The sequence below is a fragment of the Streptomyces sp. NPDC053427 genome (assembly GCF_044544985.1).
GTDB lineage: Bacteria > Actinomycetota > Actinomycetes > Streptomycetales > Streptomycetaceae > Streptomyces.
In genome coordinates, this window is the sequence record NZ_JBITYA010000012.1 from 306,735 (window position 1) to 332,604 (window position 25,870).

The window sequence follows — 25,870 nt, forward strand, 5'->3', positions numbered from 1 at the left end:
AGACTGGTGCGTTGGAAGGTGGCACCCGTACGGTACGGGTCGATCGACACACGGCATAGTAGAGGGCGCTACGGCGTGAGTGCCGGGGGCGGTCGTTGGTGGATCCGACAGGCGGGGAGAGAAAGTAGCAATGGCATCACGTCGGGACGAGCTGAATGCGTATTCATTTGCGCGAAAGCGTACGAATGCGTCATTTTTGAAGCCGCTACCGAATGGGTCGATCGAGAGCGCCCCCAAACCGCTGAAGGCGGTGGTGCCCGGCATCGTGGTGAGCGTCCTGATCCTTGTGGGATTCGGAGCGTGCGGCATTATCAAGCCCGTTGCGCCGCAGGGGTGGGATACGCCGGAGGCAAATGTCGTCGTCGGCGCCGACTCCACCACTCGCTATGTCGTCCTGAAGCACCCGGACGCCGATGGCAACGACCAGAAAATGCTCCACCCCATCCTGAACCTGGCGTCCGCCAAGTTGCTCCTTGACCCCGACAAGTTCAACATCGTGCAGGTCAAGGAGTCCGAGCTGGACAGCAAGATCGCGCACGGCCCGGCCGTCGGCATCCCGTACGCGCCCGACCGGCTGCCGGGCAAGTCCGATGTGGACAAGGCGAAGACCTGGGCGGTGTGCAACCGCCCCGGCAGCGGCGTGGGCAGCAAGCCCCAGCAGGCCGTCTTCCTCCTCTCGGGCAAGGACAAGAAGGTCATCGAAGACCTGGACAAGGGCCGGGTCGACCTCCACAAGGCGCTCTACGTCGAGGGCCCCGACGGGGTGCGCTACCTGGTCGACCAGTACGGCATCAAGTTCACGTTCGACTCCACGCTGGGCGGACGGCAGCAGCCGCCGGACGGCATGTCGAAGGCGGCTGCCGACCGCGACATCCGCCGCATCATCTTCGGTGACCAGACTCCGCAGCCGGTCACCCAGGAGTGGCTGGACACGCTGATCGACGGCCAGTACTCGATCTTCATGCCGAGCATCCCCGGCGCGGGCCAACAGCTCAACAACGACGACCTGCCGCAGGCGAACAACAAGGTCGGCAATGTCGTCCAGGACGGTTCGACGTCTCAGAAGTACGTCGTGACCCAGCACGGCGTCGAGAAGGTGTCGGACTTCATCGCGAAGCTCCTGACCCTGGGGCCGAACGCGAGGAAGGTCACCGGCACCAGCAACCAGCTGGAGGTCAAGAGCCTGGCCACGGCGTCTTTCCACAAGCTGGAGGACGACCCCGAAACCGGGCAGGTCAAGGAGTTCATGGGCACGATCGCCGAAGGCAGCAAGGTGCCCAACCCGTGGCCGACGCAGGACCTCGAGATGGCCAACAACTTCGAGAAGCCGGCGCAGGACAGCGGTCTGGGCTCGGCCACGGACAAGGGCGTGTCCTGCAGCGCCTACCTGGGCACCAACTCCAAGTACGCGGGTGCGGAAGCCCTCGGCTACCCCAAGGGCGTGCCGAACATGGCGACCTGGGTCGGCACGGACTACCCGGCCAAGATCGCGTCCGGTTCCAGCACGTACGTCACCCCCGGCAGTGGGCTGCTGTACCGGGCGGTTTCCAACCCGACCGCGTCGTCCGGCAGCACGTTCCTGATCACCGACACCGGCCTGCGCTACAACGTCCCGAACAACAACGACAGCAAGGGCAAGGCCGGCAACGACAAGGAGGAGCAGGGCAAGTCGATGCTCCGACTCGGCTACAAGGGGACGCACCCGCCGGACATCCTGACGGCCTGGTCCAATCTGCTCTCCGAGGGTCCGTCCCTGGAGGTCCACGCGGCGGAGAAGCTGCAGTCGTCGTGACCTGCCGAAGGCCGCGTCGGTGACCCCCGCAGGGCGCCGGCGCGGCCTTCGCCGGACCCACCCCTCGAGTGTCCGATACCGCCTTAAACGGCCATATCCGTCCGATTCTACCGAACGACCCCTCGCTGAGGGGGAGTTGACAATGTTGTGATCCCGTCACAACTATCCACCCTCTGTTGGGAACAGACGTGTGGAGTGGTTAAAGTGGTCGAGGGCGTCAGCAGGCGACGCCTACCGCGCAGGCGCCGGCGACGGCGCGGCTCGGCACGACGTACAAGTCTCATGGGGGACGTTGACTATGGCTGGTCAGCAGTACACAACCACTGAGGAGGAGATGGTCGCGTTCAGCGGCAAGATCTCCTCGGTCAACCAGTCGATCCAGAGCGAGATCGGGCGCCTGAACACGGTCGTCGACACCATCACGTCCGGGTGGAAGGGTGCTGCGGCCTCCTCGTACAACCAGCTGCAGTCGCAGGTGAACGACGACGCCAACCGTCTCAACCAGCTCCTGGCTGAGATCAAGGAAGCGATCGACTCGACCACGAAGAACTACTCCGCCTCCGAAGAGGAGCAGGCGCAGTCGATCACGCACATCTCCGCCTCGGCCTCGCCGTTCGGATGATGAGGCCCGCGCCGCTTCCGGTGGCGCGCCGACCTCGCCGCGGTACGGCCGGTGAGCCTCTGCGGTATGCGATTCGACCAGGCACCATCAACCTCTGAGGAGACACCATGTCAGGCCAGATCCTCGTTAATTTTGCGACGATCCAGCAGGCCAGTTCCGACGTGCGCGGTACGGCCAACAACATCCGCCAGCAGCTCGACGACCTCGAGGCGGGCGTCAAGAAGATCGCCGCGAGCTGGGAAGGTGCCGCGCAGGAGGGCTACCAGGCCCGCCAGCGCGAGTGGGACCAGCGCGCCGCTTCTCTGCACTCGACGCTCGAGGCCATCGCCAAGGCGCTGGACCAGGCCGCTCAGAACTACCAGAGCACCGAGCACAAGAACGCCGGTATCTGGGCGGGCTGACCTCGCGTCGGCGAAGGTACGGATGGCCTACGGCTGAGCAGCCCCGACGGCTCGCACAGTGGTCAATGAGGGCGGGCGCGCTGCATCAGTGCGCTCGCCCTTCTGCCGTCCAGCCGCCCCCACGGCTCCTCCGCACACTCGCCTCCTCCGCTTCCTTTCCCTCCGCCCGTCACCCCGCACATGGAGAGCAGACAACCCGTGGGATCTCGCACCATTGGTCACCGAGCCGGGCACCGACGCCGAGCCGCGGGCGCACTGGCCACTGCGGTGTGCGTCGTCGGCATGTCCGGATTCTTTGCCGCACCGGCGGTTGCGGACGACAACACGTCGCTCAACAGCGGCGATTGCAAGTTCGGCACCAATGACATCAAAGAGACCCCCTGGTCTCTCCAGCGCCTCCTGACCGAGCAGATGTGGGCCCACCGTATGAAGGGCCAGGGCGTCAAGGTCGCCGTCATCGACACCGGCGTCGACATGGTCAACAGTCAGCTCAAGCCCGTGATCGGTTCCGGCGGTCAGTCCTTCGTAGGAGACAAGGTGGGCGGCGGCGGTAAGCCGACCATCGACCAGGTCGGCCATGGCACCAAGGTGGCAGGCATCATCGCCGCCCGCCCAAAGCGCAGCTCCGGCTTCTTCGGCCTCGCGCCCGATGCGAAGATCATCCCGTTCAAGAACACGGACAAGGAAAAGCCCGGCACGGCCGAGAGTCTCTCCATGGCCATCCACAAGGCCGTCAGCGAGAAGGTCGACGTCATCAACATCTCGCAGGGCACCGACGCCAAGCCGGAGGAATTGCCCACCCTTGAGGCCGCGGTTGCCTTCGCGCGGAGCAAAGACGTCCTGATCGTCGCTTCGGCAGGCAACGGCGGTTCCAACGGCGGAGAAAAGCAGATGTGGCCGGCCGCCTATTCCAAGAAGTACGACAACGTCCTGGCCGTGGCCGCCTCGGACCGCAACAACGAGCGCGCGCCGTTCTCCCAGTCCGGGGACTGGGTCAATATCGCCGCTCCGGGCGTCAACATGGTCTCCACCGTCCCCCAGGGCGGCAACTGCGTCGACCAGGGCACCAGCTTCGCCTCACCCTATGCCGCGGGAGCCGCGGCCCTCCTCATAGCGAAGCACAAGAACGACCACGACGGCCGGTGGAAGCCGAGGGAAGTCATCTGGCACCTCGAGCAGACCGCGGAGCGCGTGAAGAAGGGTCCCGACAAGTTCATCGGCTGGGGCGTCGTCGACCCGGTAGCGGCCCTCAACGACATGAGCCGGCCCACCGAGCCCCCACAGCCGGACAAGAACGACGACTCATCCGCCGGCATGAGAGTGCAAGCAGCCGCTCTCACCATCGGCGAAAGCCCGACGGACCGGCGCATCCGCTTCGCCATCTACATTGTCGGCGGCGCACTCCTGGCCGTCGGCACGGTAGTTGGCTCTGCCGTCGCGCTGCGCGACTGGCGACGTAAAACTGGTTTCAGCACACACGGGGAGGCTTAATCATGGGTGGCAAAGGTGAGTACGGCGTCGATCTGGACGCCTTGGAAGACGTCGTAAGGGATCTCAACAAGGTCCTCAAGCAGATGGGCGACGAGACGAGCACGGCCGAGAGCAGCACCTACCTGCCGAAGGGGTCCCTGGGAGACAACTTCACCGAGGTGAGCGAGCTCTATGGCGCTCACACGAAGGTGAAGGCCGACATCAACAAGATGATGAAAAGGGTCGAGGGCCTCGTCGATACGTTCGGGAAGAAGTCGGCCAAGGTCAGGGACGCGTACCAGGACGCGGAAGCAGACAACACCATGAAGTGAAGTGACATCACCCGGCGGATCGCAGGTGACAGATGGGACATGTTCGATGATGGAGTGGGGGACAGCAGATGGCATCGAAGGAAACTGATTTCAAGCCGGGACAAGTTCATGTGCCGAAGACAAGCACGACGCCGGCCAAGGGGTCGGGTGAGGCCCAAGAACAAGGTCCCGCAATCCTCCAGAGTCGCCCGCAGTTCACTGAAAAGGAGCTCGGCGATCTCAAGGCGATGGTGGCAGGGTCCAACCCGGGCGAAGTAGGTAACGTCGCCGAGGGCTGGAAGAAGGTCCGCGTCTCCCTCGTCGGCGAGGACTGGCACACCGGCATCAAGAAGCAGTTCGATGATGCAGTGACGAAGGTCCTGAAAACCTGGCATGGTCCCTCTGCTGATCAGTTCGCCAAGACGGCACAAGGGATCAGCGACGACTTCGGGAACCTTGCGTCTTACCCGCACGTCACCGGCCACGTCCTGCACCAGATCAGCGAGAACCTCGGGGCAGCGAAGACAGCCGTCGAAGCTATCGAAGAGCCTGACTGGTTGGATGACCTCGGAGACAAAATCGGGGACTCGGCGAAGTCTGTTGTCAAGGGCTCAGCAGTCGGAACCCTCGCCGGCGGCCCAGGGGCCGGCACGGTGGTCGGTGGTGTCGTGGGCTTCTTCACCGGCGGGCGCGATGACTCGGGCCTGAAGGCTGACCTCAAGAACCCGAACATGACTATTGGGGAAGCTGCTCAGAGGAACGCAGGCAACATCGATCCTGACAAGCAGGCTTCGCTGTTGGCTGGTCACTACATGGAGCAGCTGGCGACGACGTATCGGGCCGGGTCGAAGGCCTTGCGGGGCGTCGGTGGGATTGATGACGATGGTCGAATCAGGCGGCCAGACAACACTGACGGCGGTGGGGATATTGGGGGAATTACCCCATTCGTCCCGCCTGGTTCCGGCCCAAAGGGCGGTGCAACCGTACCGAAGATCCCGGGCATGAAGGGCGGCGGATACACGACTCCGCAGCCGATGGAACCGCCACGTCCGGGCGGAATCGACGGCGGAATCGGCAGCATCCCCAAGAGCCCCGTGCCTCACGTTGGGACGGGACTTGACGGCTTCTCAGGTGGACTTGGGACTGGCGGCGGCGGAATCGGCGGCGGAATCGGCGGCGGTGCCGGTGGCGGCGTAGGCACTGGCGGTCTTTCTGGCTCTGGTGTCGGCGGAGGTTCAACCTCGGGCATCGGTGGCGGCGGCATGCCAGGCATGCCAGGCATGGTCGGAGGTGGCGCCGCCGGTCGTGGTGGTGGCGGCGCCGGAGCGGGTGCCCGGGGCGGCGTCGGAGCGGGTGCGCGGGGCGGCGGCCGTGCCGGTATGCCAGGCATGGCTGGTGGCGCTGGCGCAGGCGCAGGCAAGGGGGCCGGAGCCAAGGGCGCTGGCGGCGGCGGTGCCCTGGCACGGCAGAAGGGCGGTGTCGTCGGGGGCAAGGGCGGCAAGTCCGGAGTCGGCGGGCAGGGCGGATCCGGCCTGCACCGCAGCCGTGGCGGCACGCAGAAGGGTGTGACTGGCGGTCGCCGTCCGGCGGGGATGGCTGGTGCACCTGGGGCCCACGGAGGCAAGGGTAAGGACAACAAGGGAGAGAACGGGCAGCGTCCTGACTACCTGGTCGAGGATGAGGAGACCTGGACCAAGGAGCGTAATGTGGCGCCCAAGGTCATCGAGTAGGGACCTGTCAGCCAAGATCAAGTGATCGGCGGAATCGAAGTGGGGCCCGCAGTCTTCGGGTTGCGGGCCCCACCGTGTTAGGGAGAGGTGTACGGCATGAGCTTCACGCGAACGCTGCGTGCGGTGGGCGGCGCGGTGGTGGCGGGAGCACTGCTCTTCGGCGCCGCCCCGACCGCTTTGGCAGACGAGATCAGGGACGCTCAATGGCCGCTGAAGGCGTTTGACGCTGAGAGCGTATGGAAGGAATCGACGGGCAAGGGCGTCACGGTCGCGGTAATCGATGATCCCATCTACGGCAACCATCCGGACCTGAAAGGGAATGTGCTTCCGGGGAAGAGTTTCATTGATGGTGGGCGTGGTGATCAGGAGAGCAAAAATGATCACGGAACTGGGATGGCGTCACTCATCGCCGGGCATGGGCATGGTGCAGGCAGTTCCGATGGCGTGATGGGCCTAGCGCCGGATGCAAAGATCCTTCCCGTTGGGAGGCCAGATTTCGGACAGGGAGACGGAAGTACCGACCTTGGTGATTGGATTAGGTACGCAGTCGATCAGGGTGCATCAATCATCAACTTGTCGATTGAACCTACGTCCCTCTTCGATAATGAAAAGGAAGCGCTGACCTACGCGATCAAGAAGGATGTCCTGGTTGTAGCGGGGGCAGGGAACGACGGGAAGACCGAGCTAGGACCCTTGGCTTCATTCCCCGGAGTCGTCACCGTGGGGGCTGTGGACAAAAACGGGGAAATCTGGTCGAAGTCCAACTCGGGTAGCCAGATGATGGTTACAGCTCCCGGTGTAAAGATCACGTCTGCTTCTGCGGAGAGGTCGGACTACCCCTATCGGCTGGCTGATGGTACGTCTGACTCCACGGCCTATGTTTCAGCTGCCGCAGCACTCCTGCGTTCGAAGTTCCCTGACCTCACCGCCGGTCAGATCGCCAATCGCCTCGTCAAGACGGCTGCTCTCCCCAAGGGCAAGAAGCTCCAGCTGCCCGATCCGCAGTATGGGTACGGTTTCATCCGTCCGTACAGCGCGTTGACGCAGGATATCCCGGCTGGTTCCAAGAACGGCCCGCTGAAGACTCCGAAGAAGGACCCGTCCGCTGGCACCGGTGGAGCAACCGCTCCCGGCGCATCGGGCGGTGACCAGGCAAGTGAGAAGAAGGACAGTGGGCTCGGTACCGGGGCCATTGTCGGTATTGCCGCTGGTGTTCTCTTCGTTGTCGCGATCATTGTCATCGTTGTGGTGATGCAGAAGAAGAAGGGCCGCAACGGCCCGCCGCCGGGTGGCCCCGGTGGCTATGGCGGTCCTGGCGGTCCCGGATTCATGCCGCAGCAGCCCGGTCCCTATCAGCAGCAGCCTGGCGCATTTCAGCAGCCGCCCGGTGGTGCGCCCGGTTCGTATCCGCCGGCGCCGCCCACGCAGCCGCCGGGCCAGTAAGGCCTAGTCGCAGCGAAAGACGGAATTGGGGTCCGCAGCCGGAACGAAGGCTGCGGACCTCAGTGCGTTGAGCCCAGCGCCTTGATGCCCTCGTCTTCTTCGTGGTCCATCCACGAAGAAGACGAGGGCATCAAAGGATTGTGCGGTCAGCCGAAGACCGAGCGGACGTGGTCCGTGACGACGTTGCGGCCCTCGTCGGTGACGTCCTGGTGGCGGGTGGCGGCGCCGCCGGTGTGGCGGTCGACGTGGCGTTGGGCGGCGTCCAGGCCGCGGTTGGTGTGGTGCTCCGCGGCGTTGGCGGCGTCGGCCTTGGCGCGGTCCGCCCAGGTTTGGGGGTCGGCCAGGCTGGTGACGCCGTCCACGTAGTTCTGGGCGCCTTCCTTGACATCGTCGACGTATTCGCCGGCCTTTTCCTTGGCGATGTCGGCGGTTTCGCCCCAGTCGATTCCGTCGCGGGCGCCGAAGTGGCTCTCGATGCCCTGTTCGGCGACGTTCGCCGCCATTTCCTGGCCGGCTTCCACGGCCTTATCCTTGGCGCCCTGGACGACTTCTTCCCTGACGAAGTCCTTGCCCGCCTCGACGACCTTCTGCTTGACCTCGTCCTTGACCGTGGTCTTGATGTAGTTCATGGCCATCTGGCGAGCTTCCTTGGAAACCGCCTTCTTGGCCATGTTCTTGATGGCGTCCATGGTGGCGTGCTCCGCCGCCTTGGTCGCCGCCTGCATGACCTCGCGCTTGAGCTTGTCCAGGATCTGCCGGATGATCACCCGGGTCGCCTGCGTGGCGCCTGCCGCACCCAGTTCGGAGAGGCCGAGGGTGAAGGGCGCGGCCGCCTGTGCCGCGATGAGTTCGATGGCTAGCGCGACGAGCTGGACGATGACCGCGATCTTGCCCGCGATGACGGCGAGGGCGGCCGCGTCGAAGGCGGCGGCGATTACCTCGGCCGCCACGGCGGCGTCACGGAGGTAGTGGTCGCCGCTGTCGCCACTGCCGGCGAAGCCGCCCCATTCCTTGGAGAAGCCCTCGATGGCCTCGCCCGAGTTGGAGCCGGTGACTTCATTGGCCGCCGACGAGCCGTCGGCCAGCGTCTGATTGCACTGTTCGGCGAACGTGCGCCAAGTGGAGGCGCATTCGAAGAGCTTGTCCTCGTCGGCGTTCGGCCAGTCGTAGCCGATGAGGCTCAGGACCTCGACGAGTGCGTCCGGCAGCATCAGTGACACAGTGATTGTCCCCCGTGCAGTTGTGACTGAATTCAGGTGGCGTGGTGGTGCTGAAGAGGTGGCGAGGCAGGCGGGGCCGGCTCAGGCTGCGAGCTCGGTCTCCACGCGGGGCCGGGTGAACGTCAGATCTGCGGCCGGCCCACGGCGCTGATGGTGTGGATGCCCTGCTCGTCGGATTCGGCGTACTTCTGGGCAATGGCCTCGAGCTTGTCGCCGATGCCCTCGATGCGTTCGCCCAGGGACTCCATCGACTCGAACATGCCCTTCGAGATGGGCTCGTAGAACGTGATGAAGATTTCGCCGAAGTCGCAGCCGTCGAATGCCTCTTTGACGTCTCCTACGTCGTCCTTCAGCTTCTTCGCCGCTTTGGAGAAATCGTTGCCGATGTGGACGAATGCATTGCCCTGCGTCTTCAGTACGTCCGGATCGACGTCAAATGCCTTGCCTGCCACCCGTTGCCCCCGTATTCACTGTGTCATGCGCTGTACTTGACACTTTTTTAACGGCTCTACATTAGGCGATCCGGGTGTTGGCATGTCAAGGCGGGGGCACTGCGGTGAGCGCCCAAACGACCGGTCATAGCGGCAGCCTGATGGAGGCTCAGTTCCGAGCTTGAGCTGAGCTGTTCCGGGCGTCGCGGAGAGGGCGTCGAGGGAGGGGAAGGGGGCGCAATGGTGTGTGCGGGAGAGGTGCCCGCGGATCGGGGGCGCGGGTGATCTCCGTTCCCGTAGCATTTCCGCTCATGGAAGCAACCGGCAATGAGCAGTCAGTTCCCGACGATCCCACTGGGCTGACTCCCCGCCAGGCCAGACGAATACGCATCGTCGTGGCTTCGGTCCTGATGGGCGCGATGGCGCTGGTGCTCGTGATACGCCTGGCGTCTCGCCACTCGGTGCTGGTGGTCGGGGTCTATGGAGCCGCGCTGGTGCTCTGTGGCGTGGTGATCGAGCTGAGCCGGAACGGGCGTACCCGGCTGGGGACCTGGCTGCTGGGCATCGGCCTGGCGGCGGCCCTGGCGGCGGACTGGTTGCTGCTGCCCTGAGGCCAGCTGGCCCGGCTCCCGCCCCTGGTGGAGGGACTCGCAGCGGTCAGCGGTCGGCGGGCTGCTTACCGTTTCCGGGCCCTCCGACGGTGGCTCAGGCCCGTACGCGACGGCGGTCCGGCCCGTACGCGCACGAAGCCCGTCCGCGCACCGAGCCCGGCCACGGCCCAACGCCCCGCGTACGGGCGGGAGAAGCCGACGCGAGGAGCAGGCGGGCGAGGCGGCGGACGGACCCGCCGCGGACGGACCCGCCCCGGAGGGCGACGCCCGCCCCCTCATGTCACCGCCTCAGAACAGCCCGTGCCACATCTGCTCGATGATCAGCGACCACCAGTTGCCCTCGTCGTCCAGCGCCCATGAGTCGATCGCCGCGATCTGCTCCTGGAAGGCGGCCACCGCCGTGCCCGCCGCGTGCGGGTCCATGCCCTGCATCTGCCGGCGGGTGGTCGACAGCAGGGCGAGGCAGCGCAGGTAGGCGCTGAGGGTGCGGTTGGTGAAGCGGCCGCCGCCGGAGGTGGGCTGGACCGCCCAGACGGTGCCGATCAGGCCCTGGTTCTGTTCGGGCGCGACGCACTGCACGGCCATGGTGTAGAGGCCGTCGGAGCCGAACCGGACGTAGCCGGAGAGGGTTTCGAGGGTTTCCTCGCGGGCCTCCGTGCCGGTCTGGCGGAGGTAGCCGGCGACGTCGGTGAACAGGCCACCGGCGGGCGGGGCATCGGCCCGGTCGGCGGTGAAGAAGTACGGCACCTCGACCGGCAGTCCGGCCCAGGTCAGCGTCTTCTTCGTGGCCTCGGGGAGCTGGGTGGGGGCGATGTCGTCGGCGTCCGGACGGATGACACCCTGGGGGCCGAAGACCTCCGCGAGGTGCTTGCCGAGCGCCACATCGCGCATCGCCGGCGCGGCCTCGACGCCTTCCGGTACCGGCAGCCGGTGCGGCCGCGGAGGCGCCTGCTGCCCCATGACCTGGTGCATCATCTCGACGTGCCGCAGCAGTCCGGCGATGCCCTCGGCGCGTTCCTCGGGCCGCATGCCGTAGCCCTCGGTGCAGGAGAACTGGGCGTTGGGGAAGGCGCGGAAGATGAAGTCGCCCGGGTAGCCGCCGGGCAGCAGCGCGGGGCGCAGGTCGGTGTGCACCGCCCGGACGTCCTCGCCGCGCACGCCGAGCCGCTGGAGCTCGGCCGACAGCTGGTACTCGGCGGGCGGCAGGCCGGGGCCCGAGACCTGGGCGAGGCTGGTCTCCTCGCCGGTGGCCGGGTCGTTGTAGGTGGCGACGGCGGTGTTGCCGGGGCCGGTGACCGGCGGCCGGTCGGCGGGGGCCGCCGCGCCCGAGGCCGCACCGGCGCCGTGCTTGTGCTGGTACATCCGCACGACCTCCTCGACCGGTACGGACGGCCAGACCGTCAGCTCACCGGACGCGCGGTCGACGACGCCGCAGGCGGCGCCGACGTCGGCGGGCGGGCGCCGCTGCCCGGTCTCCGGGTCGACCTCCGGGGGCGGCGGCACGGCCCACACCACCCAGCCGAGGTCGAACTCCTGCATGGCCACTTCGCGGGGCGGACCCTGATGTCCCTCGGGGTTGAGCCAGCGGGCGGCGGTGGCGTGTGCCTGCGCCTGGGTGATCACGAGTGGTCTCCTTCGAGGCCGTGAGAAGCGTCCGGGTCGGTGCTGTCGGTGCGCTGGGCCGGCACGGCCGGGGGCGCCGCGGGGACGGGCGCGAGGATCTGACGGGCGGTCACCCCGCGCTCCGTGGCGACGACGAGGACGCCGTCCGGCGACAGATCGGCGCCGGTGAACGGGACGTCGGAGATCAGCGCGGCCACCACCTCCCGGCTCTGCCGCTCCCACACCCGCAGATAGTCGGAGCCCCGGCTGATGCCGAACGGAGCCGCCTCCAGCGTCGCTTCCGAAGGCCGCAGCACCTGCTCCGGGGCGGCGTCGACGTACTCCGGCTGCAGCAGGTCGTGGATGAGCATGGCGGGGCCGCCGTCGGCTCCCTGCGCGGTACGGGAGCCGGGCGTGCCCTCCGGTACGAGGAAGGCCGCCACCTGGCGGGGAACGGACCCGTCGGCCTCGTCGCCCGGCAGGTACCCCGTCCGCACCGCGCCCACCCCGGCGAGCGGCACGCTCCACAGCGTGCGCCACGGCAGGGCGAAGCCGAGGGCGTGCAGCGCGTCCGCGTACGGGGCCAGCCCGTCCTCGACGAACGCGGTCTCCAGCAGCGCCGCCCGCACGTCGGCCGGTGCCTGGGAGCGGGTGAGCAGGGGCGCGGTCCGCAGATACGTACGGGCCGGCGCGTCCAGCTCCTCCAGCGGTACGGACTCCACGGCGGCCCGCAGCGTCACCGGGTCGGCGTGCGCGAAGAGGCCCGGGTCGGTGAACAGCCGGGGCAGCAGACCGGCCTCGAGGGTGTGCGCCGCGAGGTGGTCGCGGATGTAGGGATCGGCCTTGGCCCAGTTCTGCTCGGGCACCGCCTCGAGCAGCGCCATGGCGATCTCGGTCTGGGCCTCGCGGACGTCGGGCAGACCGGCGCGGATCTCCTCGGCGACACCGGGGTGCATCAGGCGCAGCAGCGTACGGCGGCTGCCGCCCTCCGCGGTCGCGTCCGTCCCGTCCTCGTCCGGCTCGTCGGCCACCTCGACCGGCTCGATGAACGGCGCGGCCAGCAGCATGCCGTCCGCGAGGTCCTGGCTCATGTCCCGTCCGGCGATGGCGCCGGACAGCAGGCCCAACAGCTCGACGGGCAGCCCCTCGCCCTCGGCGAACGCCAGCGGCGCCAGGATCAGCCGCAGCGTCCGGGGATCGGCGCCCAGGCGGCGGGCGTGCAGGTCCAGCGCCTCGCCGACGTCGGCGGGCAGCTGGGACTCGTCGGCCGGGTCGAAGCCCTCGGGCTGCATGAGCAGCGACTGCACGGCGAGCTGCAGGGTCAGCCGGTTGGTGCCCGCGCGCCGCGCCATCGCCGCGGCGAGCGCCCGGCGGGCGTCCGGGTCGCTGGTGTACGGGAGCTCGGGCGCCCCGACGCCGGGGTCGAGCGCGGTCTCGGCGTGCAGGAGCAGCCCCTCGGGGTCGGCCCACTCGGGCTCGTCGAGGTCGATGACCTGCACCTGTCCGCGCGGCAGCGCACCGGCCAGCTCGGCGGCCAGCTCGCGCGGTACGTCGGCGAGCAGCTGAACCGTTTCGGTGGCCGCGAGCGGCTTGAGGACGTCCCGTACCACCCGGGCCGGCTCGCCCGTCGCGCGTACCGGACCGGCCGCATCGACGTCCGGCACCACGATCGTGACCGGCTCCTCCAGCGCGGCGAGTTCGGTGAAGATCTCGTCGGTGCGGGTGGCCCGCAGCCCGAAGTGGTCCGCGATCAGCCATTGCAGCTGGCCGGCGGTACGCAGCGCGGGGCTCGGCACGGCGGGCGGCGGGAGGTCCGGGGGGACGGTCGCCGGGTCCATGTCGTCCAGCGGCAGCGTCTTGCGGTACTCGGGCTCGCACAGCATCAGGAAGCCGGTGACCAGCCGCGAACGGCCGCTGCCCTGGCTTCCGGTGAGCACGATGACACGGGGCGCACCGGGCCACCGCATGCGCCAGGCCGCGAGCGCGCGGAGCGCGGCGGTGCGCCCGCCGATGAACGGATGCGGCTCGTACACGGGCCGTGTGGCACTGCCTTCTGCTGCGGCGCTCATGACTTCCTCGTCCCCCATCGATCCCGCCCTCCACTCACGTGGATTCCTGCGTCTTTATCTGGTCGATCTTATGATCCGGCGTGCCTGTGCCGAGCCGCCGGGGCCCGGCTGTTCCGTAACCGGAACATCGAGGCCGGGGCAGGTGGGGGGTGTGTGACGACGTGTGACACAGGTTGCCGTTTGTGGAGAAATTGCGGTCGCTGCGCGCGGAAAGAGAGCGGATTCCGGCGACGGCCCGGCCGGTGATCCACTTCCTTTTGTCCGTGGCCCGTTCCGCGGTCCGTTATGCGGTCCGTTCCGCGGTCCGTTAGGCGCTTCGCCCCGCACTTCGCCGCGTACTTCGCTGCGCGCTTCGGCCCGTTCGGAGATCCGTGGCCCGTCCGGATGCGGTACGGGAACCGCACCGCGGCCATGCGAGCCGCAGTGCGTCCACGGAACAGCGGTACGCCGACGGAAGCCGCCCCGGCGACCGCAGGGGCCGCGGGGTCACCCCCGGTGGCCGCCGGCCCGGCCGCCGCGCCGCGGCCCGGTCACGATGTTGGCGGAGGGACCGTCGCGCTCGGCGCGCTCCTCGGCCTCCTTCGCCTCCTGCTCCTGCTGCCACTTCGCGTACTTCTCGCGCGACTCTTCCCGCTCCGCCATCGTCTGGTTCTCCGCCGCCCGCCGCATCTCGTTCATGCGGTCGCCGATGGCGTCCATGTAGCTCGGCGTCTCGATGGCTTCCTTCATGCCGATCCGGCCGGAGAGCACCTCCTGGGCCATCTCCTTGAGCTTGCCGCCCACGTTGGGGTTGTCCGACAGCGTCTTGAGGGCCTTGCGCAGCCGGTACGCCTGCTCCGGATCCGCGGCGACGTCCATCAGGTCCTCGTCGCGGATCTCCCGGTCGTTGCTCATCTGCGTCCCCCTTGATGTGGTGGCACAGCAACCGTCTGCTGCACCGGCCTCCCGAGTCTAATGACCGGCGTGAACAACGCGTCAAGGCGGGGTTGTCGGTATTGCCGCGTATTGCTCCGTATGTATTCCGCAGCGCGCCGGGTGCCCGCTCCGTAGCGGGGTCCGGGCCGATTGCGGGTGTGCTAGACCTGACAAGAAGTACAGCGGCCAGCCGCTATTCAATTCGGGGAGAAAATGATGTCCGACGAAGTCCGGCTCAGTTCGGAGGAGTTGCACAAGCTCGGTGCGACCTTCGAGATACGCGCGGAAGAACTGGGCCGGCAGCTGGCGGCATTCAGACGGCGGGCGGACGCCGAGGCGCTGCGCGACGGCTTCGGCCACAGCAGCGAGGAGGCCCGCCCGCATCTGGAGCGGTACGAACAGGCCGAGCACGCCCTCGTCCTGCTGCAGGAGCGGCTCGCCCAGGTGGGCGGGGGTATCAAGGAGACCGCGGCGAACGCGCAGGCGGCCGAGGAAGAACTGGTCGAGATGATGCGGAGCGTCAAGTGAGCGAGCGGCGCAACCCCGAGGCCCTGCACGAAGCGGCGGCCGGCTGGCGGGACATGGGCAAACACCTCGACGGACTCGTACGCGATCTGGACCGGCACGTCGGCAGTGCCGCCGCCGCCCACTGGCAGGGGCCGGCGGGCGAGGCGTTCGCCGGGGAGTGGCACCGGCTCAAGACCTCCGTCGACGACTCGCTGCCGGCCTTCGAACTGGCCGCCGCGGACCTGGAGCTGGCCGCCGCGCCGCCCTCCGAGAAGGACAAGGAGGACGACGGCGGGGACCGGAGCCAGGCGTCGGCGAACACCTCCGGCGGGCAGCAGTCCGGCACCAACTTCGCCTACGGCTTCATGGCGCTCGGCCAGCTCGCCAACGGCCTCGGCGGCGCCTTCAGAAAACGCGGCGGGGGCGGCGGCCAGCAGGGGCCGACCGCGACGCACCGGTGGGAGACCTCCACGGCCGTGCAGGGGGCCAACCCCTTCGGGCCGAAGGGCGACGGCCCGGTACGCGGTGGCGAGAACATCGCCAAGGGCGTACGGACCGCCCCGGCCGCGGCGGTCGAACAGGCGGCCAAGGAAGCCGAGGAGGCCAAGGGCAAGGCCAAGGCCAAGGACGCGAAGCCGGCGTCGGGCGGTGGCGCCTTCGGCTGACGGGGCACGGGACCCCGGCACGGTCTCCGGCAAACGGCGGTGGGGCGCCCCTCCTGAGAGGGACGCCCCACCGCCGTTGTCGTACCGCCGTTGCCTGTCAGCTGCTGGGCGGCAGCCAGCCCGTCTGGACCAGCTGCGCACCGCGCTTACGCGTGATGAACGTCGCCCGTCCAGGCGTCAGGTTCTGGCCCTTGATGTTGCCCATCAGCGGACCCTCGGCCGGGTCGGCGGACAGGATCAGACCCTGCGCACCGAGCTCCTTGGTGCGCTGCATCACGGGCTCGAACGAGGACCGGCCGGCACCCGAGGAGTTGCGCGCGATGATCAGGCGCAGGCCCAGGTCGCGGGCGAACGGCAGGTGCTCCAGCAGCGGCTGCAGCGGGTTGCCGCTGCTGGTCGCCACCAGGTCGTAGTCGTCCACGATCACGAACGCGTCCGGCAGGTCGTACCAGCTGCGGTTGCGCAGCTGCTCCGGCGTGACGTCCGGACCCGGCATCCGCCGGCTCAGCGAACCGGCCAGACCGCTGATGACCTCCTGCAGCTGCGGGCCCGCGGCGCAGTACTTGTAGAGATGGCTCTCCGGGATCTCCCCGAGATGCGCGCGCCGGTAGTCGGAGACCACCATGAGCGCCTTGTCCGAGGGGTACCGCTCCGCGATCTGCTTGGCGATCAGACGCAGCAGCGCCGACTTGCCCGACTCGCTCTCGCCGTAGATGACCAGCAGCGGGTCGGTCTCGAAGTCGATGAACGCCGGCGACAGCGTCATCTCGTCGACACCTATGGCGATGCCGTGCTCCGGGTAGTCGCTGCCCTTGGGCAGCTCGTTGACGTGCAGCATCGTCGGCAGCATCCGCACCGCCGGGGCGGGCTCGCCCTGCCAGTTCTCGCTGATCGTCGAGACCAGGTTCGCGATGCCGTCGCTGATCGTCTCCGGGTCGGACATGCCGTCCAGCCGCGGCAGCGCCGCCAGGAAGTCCAGCTTGTCGGGCGACAGACCACGGCCGGGCTTGCCCATCGGGACGTTCTCCGCGCGCTTGCGGTCGAACTCCGACTCCATGGCGTCACCCAGACGCAGCTCGACGCGGTTGAGGAGCTGGTCACGCAGGGCGGGACGCACCTCGGTGTAACGCGAGCCGGCGATGATCAGGTGGACACCGAAACCGAGACCCCGGCCGGCGATGTCCAGGATCACCGGGTCGAGCTGCTCGTAGTCGGTCTTGAACGTCGCCCAGCCGTCGATGATGAGGAAGACGTCGCCCCACTTCTGGTCGGGGAAGGCGCCCGCGGCCCGCCGCTGGCGGTACGTCGAGATCGAGTCGATGCTGTTGGAGCGGAAGAACTCCTCGCGCTCGTTGAGGATGCCGACGACCTCGGAGACCGTACGGCGCACCTTCTCGGCATCCAGACGCGAGGCGACCCCGCCGACGTGCGGCAGCCCCTCCATCGTCAGCATGCCGCCGCCACCGAAGTCGAGGCAGTAGAACTGCACCTCGGCCGGGGTGTGGGTGAGCGCGAACGCGGCGATGGCGGACCGGATCAGCGTCGACTTACCGGACTGCGGACCACCCACGACCAGGCCGTGACCGGCACCGGCGGAGAAGTCCAGGTACATCACGTCACGCCGCTGCTCGAACGGCTTGTCCACCAGCGCGACCGGCACCACGAGCTTGCCGAGCGCGGTGTACTCCGGCGCGTGGACACCCCGCTCGGGAGTGACCGCGAGGGTCGGCAGCAGCTGGTTGACCGTGGGCGGCTCCTCCAGCGGCGGCAGCCACACCTGGTGCGCCGGCGGGCCCTGACCCTGCATCCGCTGGACGATGACGTCCAGAACGGTGTCGGCGAGCGCGTCGTCCTGCTCCGGCTCGTCCGGCTCGACGGAGACGGGTTCCTCGATGATCTGCTCGATGACCGGGGCCGCCGTGAACGGCACCGGCATCCGGTAGCTCGAGCCGCCGGCACCGCCGCCGCCCCGGCCGCCCGGACCGCGGTACGGACCCGAGACATACGCGGCCTTGAACTGGACCATCGTCTCGGTGTCGTACTTCAGGATGCCGGAACCGGGAACGTTCGGCAGGTGGTAGGCGTCGGGCACACCGATCGCGGTCCGCGACTCGGCCGCGGAGAACGTGCGCAGACCCAGCCGGTAGGACAGGAAGGTGTCCAGACCGCGCAGCTTGCCCTCTTCCAGACGCTGCGAGGCGAGCAGCATGTGCACACCCATGGATCGGCCGATACGGCCGATCTGGATGAACATGTCGATGAAGTCCGGCTTGGCGGTCAGCAGCTCGGAGAACTCGTCGAGCACCATCACCAGCGACGGGAGCGGATCCAGCGGCGCACCCGCGGCACGCGCCTTCTCGTAGTCGGTGATGTTGGCGTAGTTGCCCGCCGAGCGCAGCAGCTCCTGACGGCGCTGGAGCTCACCGGTGATCGAGTCGCGCATGCGGTCGATCAGCGTGACGTCCTCACCGAGGTTGGTGATGACGGCCGCGACGTGCGGCATCTCCGACATACCAGTGAAGGTGGCGCCACCCTTGAAGTCCGCGAGGATGAAGTTCAGCGTCTCCGACGAGTGCGTGACCGCGAGCGCGAGCACCAGGGTGCGCAGCACCTCGGACTTACCGGAACCGGTGGCACCGACACACAGGCCGTGCGGGCCCATGCCCTCCTGCGAGGCCTCCTTGATGTCGAGCATGACGGGCTGGCCGTCCTTGTCGACACCGATCGGCACCCGCAGCCGCTCGTGCAGCGTGCGCGGCCGCCAGGTACGCGCGACGTCGAACGAACCGGCGTCGCCCATGTTCATCAGGTCGGTGAAGTCCAGGTTGGACAGCAGCGGTTCCTCGCCGTCCGCGCCGGAACCGGCCCGCAGCGGGGCGAGCTGGCGCGCCAGCGCCTCCGCCTCCGGGATCGACAGGGTGTCGCAGATGCCGTGGTAGACCGCACCGCTCGCCGACTCCAGCACCAGCTTGCCCGGCCACACCTGTACGGCCAGACCACCGCGGATCTCGTCCAGGTCACCCGGCACGACCTCGAGGATGGTGACGCCCTGGAGACCCTCGGCCCCGGCGATCACCGAGTCCATCGGGACCTCGCCGGCGTCCAGCACGATCACCACGTGCGGGGTGTCGGTCACCGGAGTGCCCTGCGGGTTGAACCGCCCGCGGCCCTCCAGCTCGTCAACCAGCAACTCCTCGATCTCGCCGAGGTCGCCGACGACCAGCCGGCGGGTGCCGGCGCCGTCCGTGGTCCGGTGCTGGACCTGCGGCAGCCACTTCGTCCACTCCCACTCCGCCTGCGCACCGGGCGCGGCGACGACCGCCACGACCAGGTCCTCCGGCGAGTGCAGGGTGCACAGCTGGGCGACGATGGCGCGCGAGGCGCCGTAGACGGTGTCCGGGTCACCCGAGACGGTCAGGTGGTAGAAGGCGCGCAGCGAGACCGCCAGCGGCAGGCTGTCCAGCTGTCCGTGCTTGTCCAGGAACTCCTTCATCGCATGCGCGGTGAGCGGTTCCAGCTCATCGATCGGCGCGGTCTCCGGAGCCTTCAGGGGAGTGGCCAGCTGCTGCGGCCCCAGCCCCAGACGTACTTGCCCGAAGTCCGGATCGGTCGCCCGGCGTTCCCACACCCGCTTGCCCTCGGCCACGACCGACCACAGCTGGCCCGGATCGGGGTGGATGTAGAGCTGGGCGTCCCGCTGCTTGCGGGCGGTACGGCGCACCTCTTTGCGCTTCTGCGCAAGGTACTTGAGGTAGTCCTGCCGTTCCTGAAGCATCTGTCCGGAAGGCCCCTGGCGGGCCTTGACGATCTGCACGATCGCCATCGCCAGGGTGGAGGCCACCATGAAGCCGCCCATGATCTTCATGAACGGCTGGTTGCCCATGAACAGGAAGCCCGCCGACGACGCCATGCCCATCATGGGCATGAGGGTCATCAGCATGTTCTCCGACTCGCCCTCGCGGGGAAGCTCCGGAGGGGCCTCCAGTGTCACCTCCTCCGCGGGTACTTCAGGTGGCAGCGCGCGGGGCGGGCGCTTGACGATGACAACGCTCACCGAGGCATCAGTCCTTCATGCATCTCGCAGTCTCGGACCGCCCCCGTTGGTTCGACGGTCCCCCGGGCACAAGTCCTTGGCCCGACGCAGGCGTTGATCCTACTGTTACGGGTCAAGTGACGGGGTGGGTGGGGCAGCCCCCTGATCGGACGGTACGCTGACGCACCGCGAGCGTGCCACAGCCCCGTAGTGACGGCTTTATATATAGGGCGCGTGACGCGACAAAACGCCCAACGGATAGGGGGAACCGCCAGGTGAGCACGAGCACTGGCACCGGCTTCTGCCGGGTCACAGTCGCCGCGCCGGATGCACGGATCGATGTGGCTCTACCGGAAGACGTCGCACTCGTCGACATCTACCCGGAGATCCTGCGGCTCTCCGGGCAGTCCCAGGCGGAGGGCGCTCCGACCGGCTACCACCTCGTTCGCCGCGACGGCACGGTACTTGACGCCGGGCAGTCGCTCGCCCAGCAGCAGATCCTCGACGGCGACCTCCTGCTCCTCAAGCCGTTCGCCGAGTCGCTGCCGCTCCCGGTCTTCGACGACGTCTCCGACGCCGTCGCCTCCGCGGTCAAGCAGAACCGCAGCCGCTGGACCGACGACCTGATGAACTTCGTCGGTCTCACCGCCGGCGTCCTGCTGCTCACCATGATGGCCTTCGCGCTGTGGTTCTCGAACCCCATCAACCGCGACATGCACCGCCTGCCCGGCATCATCGCCGGCGTCACCGGCATCGTCCTGGTCGCCCTGGCCGGCGTCCGCGCCCGGGTCTACGACGACCACGGCTCCTCCATCGCCCTGGGTCTCGCCGCCCTGCCGCATCTGCTGATCGCCGGCTCCGGCATCTTCCCCGTCGAGCCCGGCGGCGGGCCCGGCCGGCTCCAGCTCCTCGTCGGCTGCGTGACCGTACTGATCGCCTCCATCCTGCTGGTGGTCCTGCTGCCGCGCGGCGACGCACCCTTCGTGGCCGCCGCGTTCCTGTCCGCCATCGGCACCCTGGCCGTCTTCGGCGCGATCCTCACCGACGCCCGGCCCAGCGAGGTCGCCGCCGTCACCGCCGTCGTCTCCATCGCGATGGTCGCCTGGCTCCCCGGACTCTCCGCCCGCTTCGCCCGGCTGCCCATCGGCTACAAGTCGCCCGACCAGATCGCCAAGGGCTACGACGGCGAGCGCGGCGAGACCGAGTCGGTCGACTTCATCAAGATCGGCAACCAGGCCAAGCGCGGCCACGAGCTGCTGCTCGGCCTCGTCGCCGGCTGCGCCGCCCTCGTCGTCGGCTCCGCCGGCATCGTCCTCGGCTTCTCCGACAACATGTGGGCCCAGCTGCTCGCGCTGGCCGCCGGCATCACGATCATGCTGCGCGCCCGGCTCTTCGACTACACCGCGCAGGTCGCCTGCCTCACCATCGCCGGCATCTTCACCATCGTCCTGCTGATCCTGGGCATCGCCCTGCATCCGCCGCAGGAGATCTTCGTCGACCTGCTCAAGTTCGAGGACTCCGGACCGCTCAACATCCGCACCGTCTGGTTCTCCGCCAGCATCGCGGCGGGCGCCGCCATCCTCGTCGGCGTCGGCCTGGTCGTCCCGCGCAAGGGCGTCACCCCCTTCTGGGGCCGGATCTTCGACATCTTCGACGGCCTGGTCCTGCTGTCCCTGGTCCCGCTGTGCCTCGCGGTCCTGGATGTGTACGCCACGGTGCGCGGCCTCACCGGAAGTTAGCGACGGTCACACCCCGCTTCTTTCGCGACCCCCCGACCACCCGGTCGGGGGGCCGTTTCTTACTGGTACGCTGTGTGACGGTCCGATCGAGTCATCCAAGATTCCCTGTGAAGCAAACCAGGGGCGCTCAAGGACCAGATCCTTAAGGAGTCCGCGTGTCGCTCGACGCCGCAACGAAGAAGCAGATCATGGCCGAGTTCGCCACCAAGGAGGGTGACACCGGTTCCCCCGAGGTCCAGGTCGCGATGCTCTCGCGCCGTATCTCGGACCTGACCGAGCACCTCAAGACCCACAAGCACGACCACCACTCCCGCCGTGGTCTGCTGCTGCTGGTCGGCCAGCGTCGCCGCCTGCTGCAGTACCTGGCCAAGAAGGACATCACGCGCTTCCGTGCGCTGGTCGAGCGCCTCGGCATCCGCCGTGGTGCGGCGGGCGCCAAGTAAGACGCCGTAAAGGGAGCGGTTCCCACCGGGGGCCGCTCCCTTTGCCGTACGCGCCGGACACCTTCGCCACCGCACGGTGGGCCGAAGCTTTGTAGTCTGGTGCCATATCGCAATAGCGAACGCAGGGGAGCGCCTCCTGGCCGCCGGTCCTCGGTAGTGGCCCCCGGAGATCTCCGGGTGCTTCGATCGAAGACCGGCCCGTACGGCGCTCCGCCGCAGAAGGTCCGCTGCCACACGGGCAGCGGACGCAGACGAGGAGATATTCCTGGTGGAGAACGAGACCCACTACGCCGAGGCCGTCATCGACAACGGCACCTTCGGCACCCGCACCATCCGCTTCGAGACGGGCCGCCTGGCCAAGCAGGCCGCCGGCTCCGCCGTGGCGTACCTGGACGACGACACCATGGTGCTGTCGGCCACCTCCGCCTCCAAGACGCCGAAGGACCAGCTGGACTTCTTCCCGCTGACCGTCGACGTCGAGGAGCGGATGTACGCAGCCGGGAAGATCCCCGGCTCCTTCTTCCGCCGTGAGGGCCGCCCCTCCGAGGACGCGATCCTCACCTGCCGTCTCATCGACCGGCCGCTGCGCCCCTCCTTCAAGAAGGGCCTGCGCAACGAGATCCAGATCGTCGAGACGATCATGGCGCTCAACCCCGACCACCTCTACGACGTGGTCGCCATCAACGCCGCCTCCTGCTCCACGCAGCTGGCCGGCCTGCCCTTCTCCGGCCCCATCGGCGGCACCCGTGTCGCCCTGATCAAGGGCCAGTGGGTCGCCTTCCCGACCCACACCGAGCTCGAGGACGCCGTCTTCGACATGGTCGTGGCCGGCCGGGTCCTCCCGGACGGCGACGTCGCGATCATGATGGTCGAGGCCGAGGCCACCGAGAAGACCATCCAGCTGGTCAAGGACGGCGCCGAGGCCCCCACCGAGGAGGTCGTCGCCGCCGGTCTCGAGGCCGCGAAGCCCTTCATCAAGGTGCTGTGCAAGGCCCAGTCGGACCTCGCCGCCAAGGCCGCCAAGCCGACCGGCGACTTCCCGGTCTTCCTCGACTACCAGGACGACGTCCTGGAGGCGCTGACCGCCGCCGTCAAGGACGAGCTCGCCCAGGCGCTCACCATCGCCGGCAAGCAGGACCGCGAGGCCGAGCTGGACCGCGTCAAGGCCGTGGCCGCCGAGAAGCTGCTCCCGCAGTTCGAGGGCCGCGAGCGCGAGATCTCCGCCGCCTACCGTTCGCTGACCAAGTCCCTCGTGCGCGAGCGCGTCATCAAGGACAAGGTCCGCATCGACGGCCGCGGCATCACGGACATCCGTACGCTCGCCGCCGAGGTCGAGGCGATCCCGCGGGTGCACGGCTCCGCCCTGTTCGAGCGTGGCGAGACCCAGATCCTGGGCGTCACCACCCTCAACATGCTCCGCATGGAGCAGCAGCTGGACACCCTCTCCCCGGTGACCCGCAAGCGCTACATGCACAACTACAACTTCCCGCCGTACTCCGTCGGTGAGACCGGCCGCGTGGGCTCGCCCAAGCGCCGCGAGATCGGCCACGGCGCGCTGGCCGAGCGCGCCATCGTGCCGGTGCTGCCGACCCGCGAGGAGTTCCCCTACGCGATCCGCCAGGTCTCCGAGGCGCTGGGCTCCAACGGCTCGACGTCCATGGGCTCGGTCTGCGCCTCCACCATGTCGCTGCTGAACGCCGGTGTGCCCCTCAAGGCCCCGGTCGCCGGTATCGCCATGGGCCTGATCTCCCAGGAGATCGACGGCCAGACCCACTACGTCGCCCTCACCGACATCCTCGGTGCGGAGGACGCCTTCGGTGACATGGACTTCAAGGTCGCCGGCACCAAGCAGTTCGTCACCGCGCTGCAGCTCGACACCAAGCTCGACGGCATCCCCGCCTCGGTCCTGGCCGCCGCGCTGAAGCAGGCCCGCGACGCGCGTCTGCACATCCTGGACGTCATGAACGAGGCCATCGACGTCCCGGACGAGATGTCCCCGAACGCCCCGCGGATCATCACCGTCAAGATCCCGGTGGACAAGATCGGTGAGGTCATCGGCCCCAAGGGCAAGATGATCAACCAGATCCAGGAGGACACCGGCGCCGACATCACGATCGAGGACGACGGCACGATCTACATCGGTGCCGCCGACGGCCCGGCCGCCGAGGCCGCCCGCGCCACGATCAACGGCATCGCCAACCCGACCATGCCGGAGGTCGGCGAGCGCTACCTGGGCACGGTCGTCAAGACCACCACCTTCGGTGCGTTCGTCTCCCTGCTCCCGGGCAAGGACGGCCTGCTGCACATCTCGCAGATCCGCAAGCTGGCCGGCGGCAAGCGCGTGGAGAACGTCGAGGACGTGCTCGCGGTGGGCGCCAAGGTCCAGGTCGAGATCGCCGAGATCGACCAGCGCGGCAAGCTCTCCCTGATCCCGGTCATCGAGGGTGAAGAGGACGACACGAAGGACGACGCCGCCAAGTGACGTCCCGTACGCACACGACGACGGCCCGCCCCTCTTCGGAGGGGCGGGCCGTCGCCCGTACCCAAACGCTTCTCAAGGGCACCGCGGGCGCCGGCACGGTCCGCCGGACCACCCTCCCGGGCGGCCTGCGCGTCGTCACCGAGACCCTGCCGTCGGTCCGCTCGGTCACCTTCGGCATCTGGGCCCACGTCGGCTCCCGCGACGAGACCCCGTCCCTCAACGGCGCCACCCACTACCTCGAGCACCTGCTCTTCAAGGGCACCGAGCGACGCAGCGCCCTGGACATCTCCTCGGCCATCGACGCGGTCGGCGGCGAGATGAACGCCTTCACCGCGAAGGAATACACCTGCTACTACGCGCGGGTGCTCGACGCCGATCTGCCGCTCGCCATCGACGTGGTGTGCGACATGCTCACCGGCTCGTTGATCGAGCCCGAGGACGTGGACGCCGAGCGCGGCGTCGTCCTCGAGGAGATCGCGATGACCGAGGACGACCCGGGCGACTGCGTGCACGACCTGTTCGCGCACACCATGCTCGGCGACACCCCCCTCGGCCGCCCGGTCCTGGGCACCGTCGACACCGTCAACGCCCTCACCCCCGAGCGCATCCGCCGCTTCTACAAGAAGCACTACGACCCCACCCACCTCGTCGTCACCGCCGCGGGCAACATCGACCACGCCAAGGTCGTCCGTCTCGTCCGCCGCGCCTTCGAGCGGGCCGGGGCCCTCGGCCGTACGGACGCCACGCCGATCGGCCCGCGCGCCGGCGCCCGCGCCATCCGCACCTCCGGACGCGTCGAGCACCTCAACCGCAAGACCGAGCAGGCGCACGTCATCCTCGGCGTGCCCGGGATGTCCCGCACGGACGACCGCCGCTGGGCCATGGGCGTCCTGAACACCGCCCTCGGCGGCGGCATGTCCTCGCGCCTCTTCCAGGAGGTCCGCGAGAAGCGCGGCCTGGCCTACAGCGTGTACTCGTACACCTCGGGCTTCGCCGACTGCGGGCTGTTCGGCGTCTACGCGGGCTGCCGCCCCAACCAGGTGCCCGACGTGCTCAAGATCTGCCGCGACCAGCTCGACCAGGTGGCGGCCGACGGCCTCACCGACGACGAGGTCCACCGCGCGATCGGCCAGCTCCGCGGCTCCACCGTCCTGGGCCTGGAGGACACCGGCGCGCTGATGCACCGCATCGGCAAGAGCGAGCTGTGCTGGGGGGAGCAGATGTCGGTCGACGAGATGCTCGTCCGGATAGCCGCCGTCACCCCGGACGAGGTCCGCGAGGTGGCCCGCGACGTCCTCGGCGCCCGCCCCTCGCTGTCCGTCATCGGCCCGCTGAACGACCGGCAGGCGGCCCGTCTGGACGACGCCGTCGCCTGACCGCCGTA

20 protein-coding genes are annotated in these 25,870 nt (G+C 68.4%); 14 read left to right on the forward strand and 6 right to left on the reverse strand.

From position 1 onward, the window contains the following. The first annotated feature begins 130 nt into the window (after positions 1-130). From ACIGWZ_RS31365 to ACIGWZ_RS31395, 7 genes are all read left to right on the forward strand, one after another. Positions 131-1,792 carry a type VII secretion protein EccB gene (locus ACIGWZ_RS31365; RefSeq protein WP_400070083.1) on the forward strand — a complete coding sequence of 554 codons (1,662 nt, stop codon included), beginning with the start codon at positions 131-133 and terminating at the stop codon, positions 1,790-1,792. Between the two features lie 298 nt (positions 1,793-2,090). Continuing rightward, entirely contained in the window at positions 2,091-2,414 is a 324-nt protein-coding gene (locus tag ACIGWZ_RS31370) for a WXG100 family type VII secretion target (RefSeq protein WP_400070084.1), read from the forward strand. A gap of 107 nt (positions 2,415-2,521) precedes the next feature. After that, the gene (locus tag ACIGWZ_RS31375) at positions 2,522-2,815 is read left to right on the forward strand and encodes a WXG100 family type VII secretion target (protein ID WP_400070085.1); all 294 of its coding nucleotides are present in this window, start codon (positions 2,522-2,524) and stop codon (positions 2,813-2,815) included. A 282-nt stretch (positions 2,816-3,097) separates the two neighbouring features. Next, positions 3,098-4,306 carry a type VII secretion-associated serine protease mycosin gene (gene mycP, locus ACIGWZ_RS31380; RefSeq protein ID WP_400070086.1) on the forward strand — a complete coding sequence of 403 codons (1,209 nt, stop codon included), beginning with the start codon at positions 3,098-3,100 and terminating at the stop codon, positions 4,304-4,306. A 2-nt stretch (positions 4,307-4,308) separates the two neighbouring features. Continuing rightward, positions 4,309-4,617 carry a hypothetical protein gene (locus tag ACIGWZ_RS31385; RefSeq protein WP_400070087.1) on the forward strand — a complete coding sequence of 103 codons (309 nt, stop codon included), beginning with the start codon at positions 4,309-4,311 and terminating at the stop codon, positions 4,615-4,617. Between the two features lie 68 nt (positions 4,618-4,685). Next, the gene (locus tag ACIGWZ_RS31390; RefSeq protein ID WP_400070088.1) at positions 4,686-6,326 is read left to right on the forward strand and encodes a WXG100 family type VII secretion target; all 1,641 of its coding nucleotides are present in this window, start codon (positions 4,686-4,688) and stop codon (positions 6,324-6,326) included. A 96-nt stretch (positions 6,327-6,422) separates the two neighbouring features. Beyond that, the gene (locus tag ACIGWZ_RS31395) at positions 6,423-7,769 is read left to right on the forward strand and encodes a S8 family serine peptidase (protein ID WP_400070089.1); all 1,347 of its coding nucleotides are present in this window, start codon (positions 6,423-6,425) and stop codon (positions 7,767-7,769) included. A 146-nt stretch (positions 7,770-7,915) separates the two neighbouring features. Here the strand turns inward: ACIGWZ_RS31395 and ACIGWZ_RS31400 are convergent, their stop codons facing one another. Together ACIGWZ_RS31400 and ACIGWZ_RS31405 are read right to left on the reverse strand one after the other, a co-directional pair. Continuing rightward, positions 7,916-8,980, reverse strand: coding sequence for a PE-PGRS family protein (locus ACIGWZ_RS31400; RefSeq protein ID WP_400070090.1), 1,065 nt, complete (start codon positions 8,978-8,980; stop codon positions 7,916-7,918). Positions 8,981-9,111: 131 nt separating this feature from the next. Continuing rightward, entirely contained in the window at positions 9,112-9,441 is a 330-nt protein-coding gene (locus ACIGWZ_RS31405) for a WXG100 family type VII secretion target (protein ID WP_400070091.1), read from the reverse strand. 290 nt (positions 9,442-9,731) lie between these two features. Here ACIGWZ_RS31405 and ACIGWZ_RS31410 point away from each other — a divergent pair, with 290 nt between their 5' ends. Further along, entirely contained in the window at positions 9,732-10,031 is a 300-nt protein-coding gene (locus ACIGWZ_RS31410; protein ID WP_400070092.1) for a hypothetical protein, read from the forward strand. Positions 10,032-10,319: 288 nt separating this feature from the next. Here the strand turns inward: ACIGWZ_RS31410 and ACIGWZ_RS31415 are convergent, their stop codons facing one another. The 3 genes from ACIGWZ_RS31415 to ACIGWZ_RS31425 form a co-directional block, all read right to left on the reverse strand. Then, the gene (locus ACIGWZ_RS31415) at positions 10,320-11,654 is read right to left on the reverse strand and encodes an SUKH-4 family immunity protein (RefSeq protein WP_400070093.1); all 1,335 of its coding nucleotides are present in this window, start codon (positions 11,652-11,654) and stop codon (positions 10,320-10,322) included. Further along, positions 11,651-13,702 carry an ATP-binding protein gene (locus tag ACIGWZ_RS31420; RefSeq protein WP_400070094.1) on the reverse strand — a complete coding sequence of 684 codons (2,052 nt, stop codon included), beginning with the start codon at positions 13,700-13,702 and terminating at the stop codon, positions 11,651-11,653. Before ACIGWZ_RS31420 ends, ACIGWZ_RS31415 begins: the two co-directional genes overlap by 4 nt. Positions 13,703-14,188: 486 nt before the next feature. Further along, entirely contained in the window at positions 14,189-14,596 is a 408-nt protein-coding gene (locus ACIGWZ_RS31425) for a hypothetical protein (protein ID WP_400070095.1), read from the reverse strand. A 237-nt stretch (positions 14,597-14,833) separates the two neighbouring features. Between ACIGWZ_RS31425 and ACIGWZ_RS31430 the strand changes: the two genes are divergently transcribed. Further along, positions 14,834-15,145 (forward strand): hypothetical protein, encoded by a 312-nt coding sequence (locus tag ACIGWZ_RS31430; RefSeq protein ID WP_400070096.1) that lies wholly within the window; start codon positions 14,834-14,836, stop codon positions 15,143-15,145. Continuing rightward, positions 15,142-15,789 carry a WXG100 family type VII secretion target gene (locus ACIGWZ_RS31435; protein ID WP_400070097.1) on the forward strand — a complete coding sequence of 216 codons (648 nt, stop codon included), beginning with the start codon at positions 15,142-15,144 and terminating at the stop codon, positions 15,787-15,789. Before ACIGWZ_RS31430 ends, ACIGWZ_RS31435 begins: the two co-directional genes overlap by 4 nt. A 97-nt stretch (positions 15,790-15,886) precedes the next feature. Here ACIGWZ_RS31435 and eccCa read toward each other — a convergent pair whose 3' ends face one another. Continuing rightward, positions 15,887-19,843 (reverse strand): type VII secretion protein EccCa, encoded by a 3,957-nt coding sequence (gene eccCa / locus ACIGWZ_RS31440; RefSeq protein ID WP_400070098.1) that lies wholly within the window; start codon positions 19,841-19,843, stop codon positions 15,887-15,889. 254 nt (positions 19,844-20,097) lie between these two features. On the opposite strand from eccCa, the gene eccD reads away from it, so the two are divergent. From eccD to ACIGWZ_RS31460, 4 genes are all read left to right on the forward strand, one after another. Then, the gene (gene eccD / locus ACIGWZ_RS31445) at positions 20,098-21,561 is read left to right on the forward strand and encodes a type VII secretion integral membrane protein EccD (protein ID WP_400070099.1); all 1,464 of its coding nucleotides are present in this window, start codon (positions 20,098-20,100) and stop codon (positions 21,559-21,561) included. A gap of 155 nt (positions 21,562-21,716) precedes the next feature. Then, positions 21,717-22,004, forward strand: coding sequence for a 30S ribosomal protein S15 (rpsO, locus tag ACIGWZ_RS31450; protein WP_006602744.1), 288 nt, complete (start codon positions 21,717-21,719; stop codon positions 22,002-22,004). A gap of 268 nt (positions 22,005-22,272) precedes the next feature. Then, the gene (locus tag ACIGWZ_RS31455) at positions 22,273-24,486 is read left to right on the forward strand and encodes a polyribonucleotide nucleotidyltransferase (RefSeq protein ID WP_400070100.1); all 2,214 of its coding nucleotides are present in this window, start codon (positions 22,273-22,275) and stop codon (positions 24,484-24,486) included. Beyond that, positions 24,483-25,862, forward strand: a complete 1,380-nt coding sequence (locus ACIGWZ_RS31460) for a M16 family metallopeptidase (protein WP_400070101.1) — start codon at positions 24,483-24,485, stop codon at positions 25,860-25,862. Before ACIGWZ_RS31455 ends, ACIGWZ_RS31460 begins: the two co-directional genes overlap by 4 nt. The last annotated feature ends 8 nt before the right edge of the window (positions 25,863-25,870 follow it).

Excerpts from the sequence above, each read along its gene's own strand:
- ACIGWZ_RS31420 (WP_400070094.1), bottom strand. The coding sequence starts at position 13,702 with ATGAGCGCCGCAGCAGAAGGCAGTGCCACACGGCCCGTGTACGAGCCG.
- mycP (WP_400070086.1), top strand. The coding sequence starts at position 3,098 with ATGTCCGGATTCTTTGCCGCACCGGCGGTTGCGGACGACAACACGTCG.
- ACIGWZ_RS31395 (WP_400070089.1), top strand. The coding sequence starts at position 6,423 with ATGAGCTTCACGCGAACGCTGCGTGCGGTGGGCGGCGCGGTGGTGGCG.
- ACIGWZ_RS31375 (WP_400070085.1), top strand. The coding sequence starts at position 2,522 with ATGTCAGGCCAGATCCTCGTTAATTTTGCGACGATCCAGCAGGCCAGT.
- ACIGWZ_RS31425 (WP_400070095.1), bottom strand. The coding sequence starts at position 14,596 with ATGAGCAACGACCGGGAGATCCGCGACGAGGACCTGATGGACGTCGCC.
- ACIGWZ_RS31385 (WP_400070087.1), top strand. The coding sequence starts at position 4,309 with ATGGGTGGCAAAGGTGAGTACGGCGTCGATCTGGACGCCTTGGAAGAC.
- ACIGWZ_RS31410 (WP_400070092.1), top strand. The coding sequence starts at position 9,732 with ATGGAAGCAACCGGCAATGAGCAGTCAGTTCCCGACGATCCCACTGGG.
- ACIGWZ_RS31400 (WP_400070090.1), bottom strand. The coding sequence starts at position 8,980 with ATGCTGCCGGACGCACTCGTCGAGGTCCTGAGCCTCATCGGCTACGAC.
- ACIGWZ_RS31390 (WP_400070088.1), top strand. The coding sequence starts at position 4,686 with ATGGCATCGAAGGAAACTGATTTCAAGCCGGGACAAGTTCATGTGCCG.
- ACIGWZ_RS31430 (WP_400070096.1), top strand. The coding sequence starts at position 14,834 with ATGTCCGACGAAGTCCGGCTCAGTTCGGAGGAGTTGCACAAGCTCGGT.
- ACIGWZ_RS31365 (WP_400070083.1), top strand. The coding sequence starts at position 131 with ATGGCATCACGTCGGGACGAGCTGAATGCGTATTCATTTGCGCGAAAG.
- ACIGWZ_RS31370 (WP_400070084.1), top strand. The coding sequence starts at position 2,091 with ATGGCTGGTCAGCAGTACACAACCACTGAGGAGGAGATGGTCGCGTTC.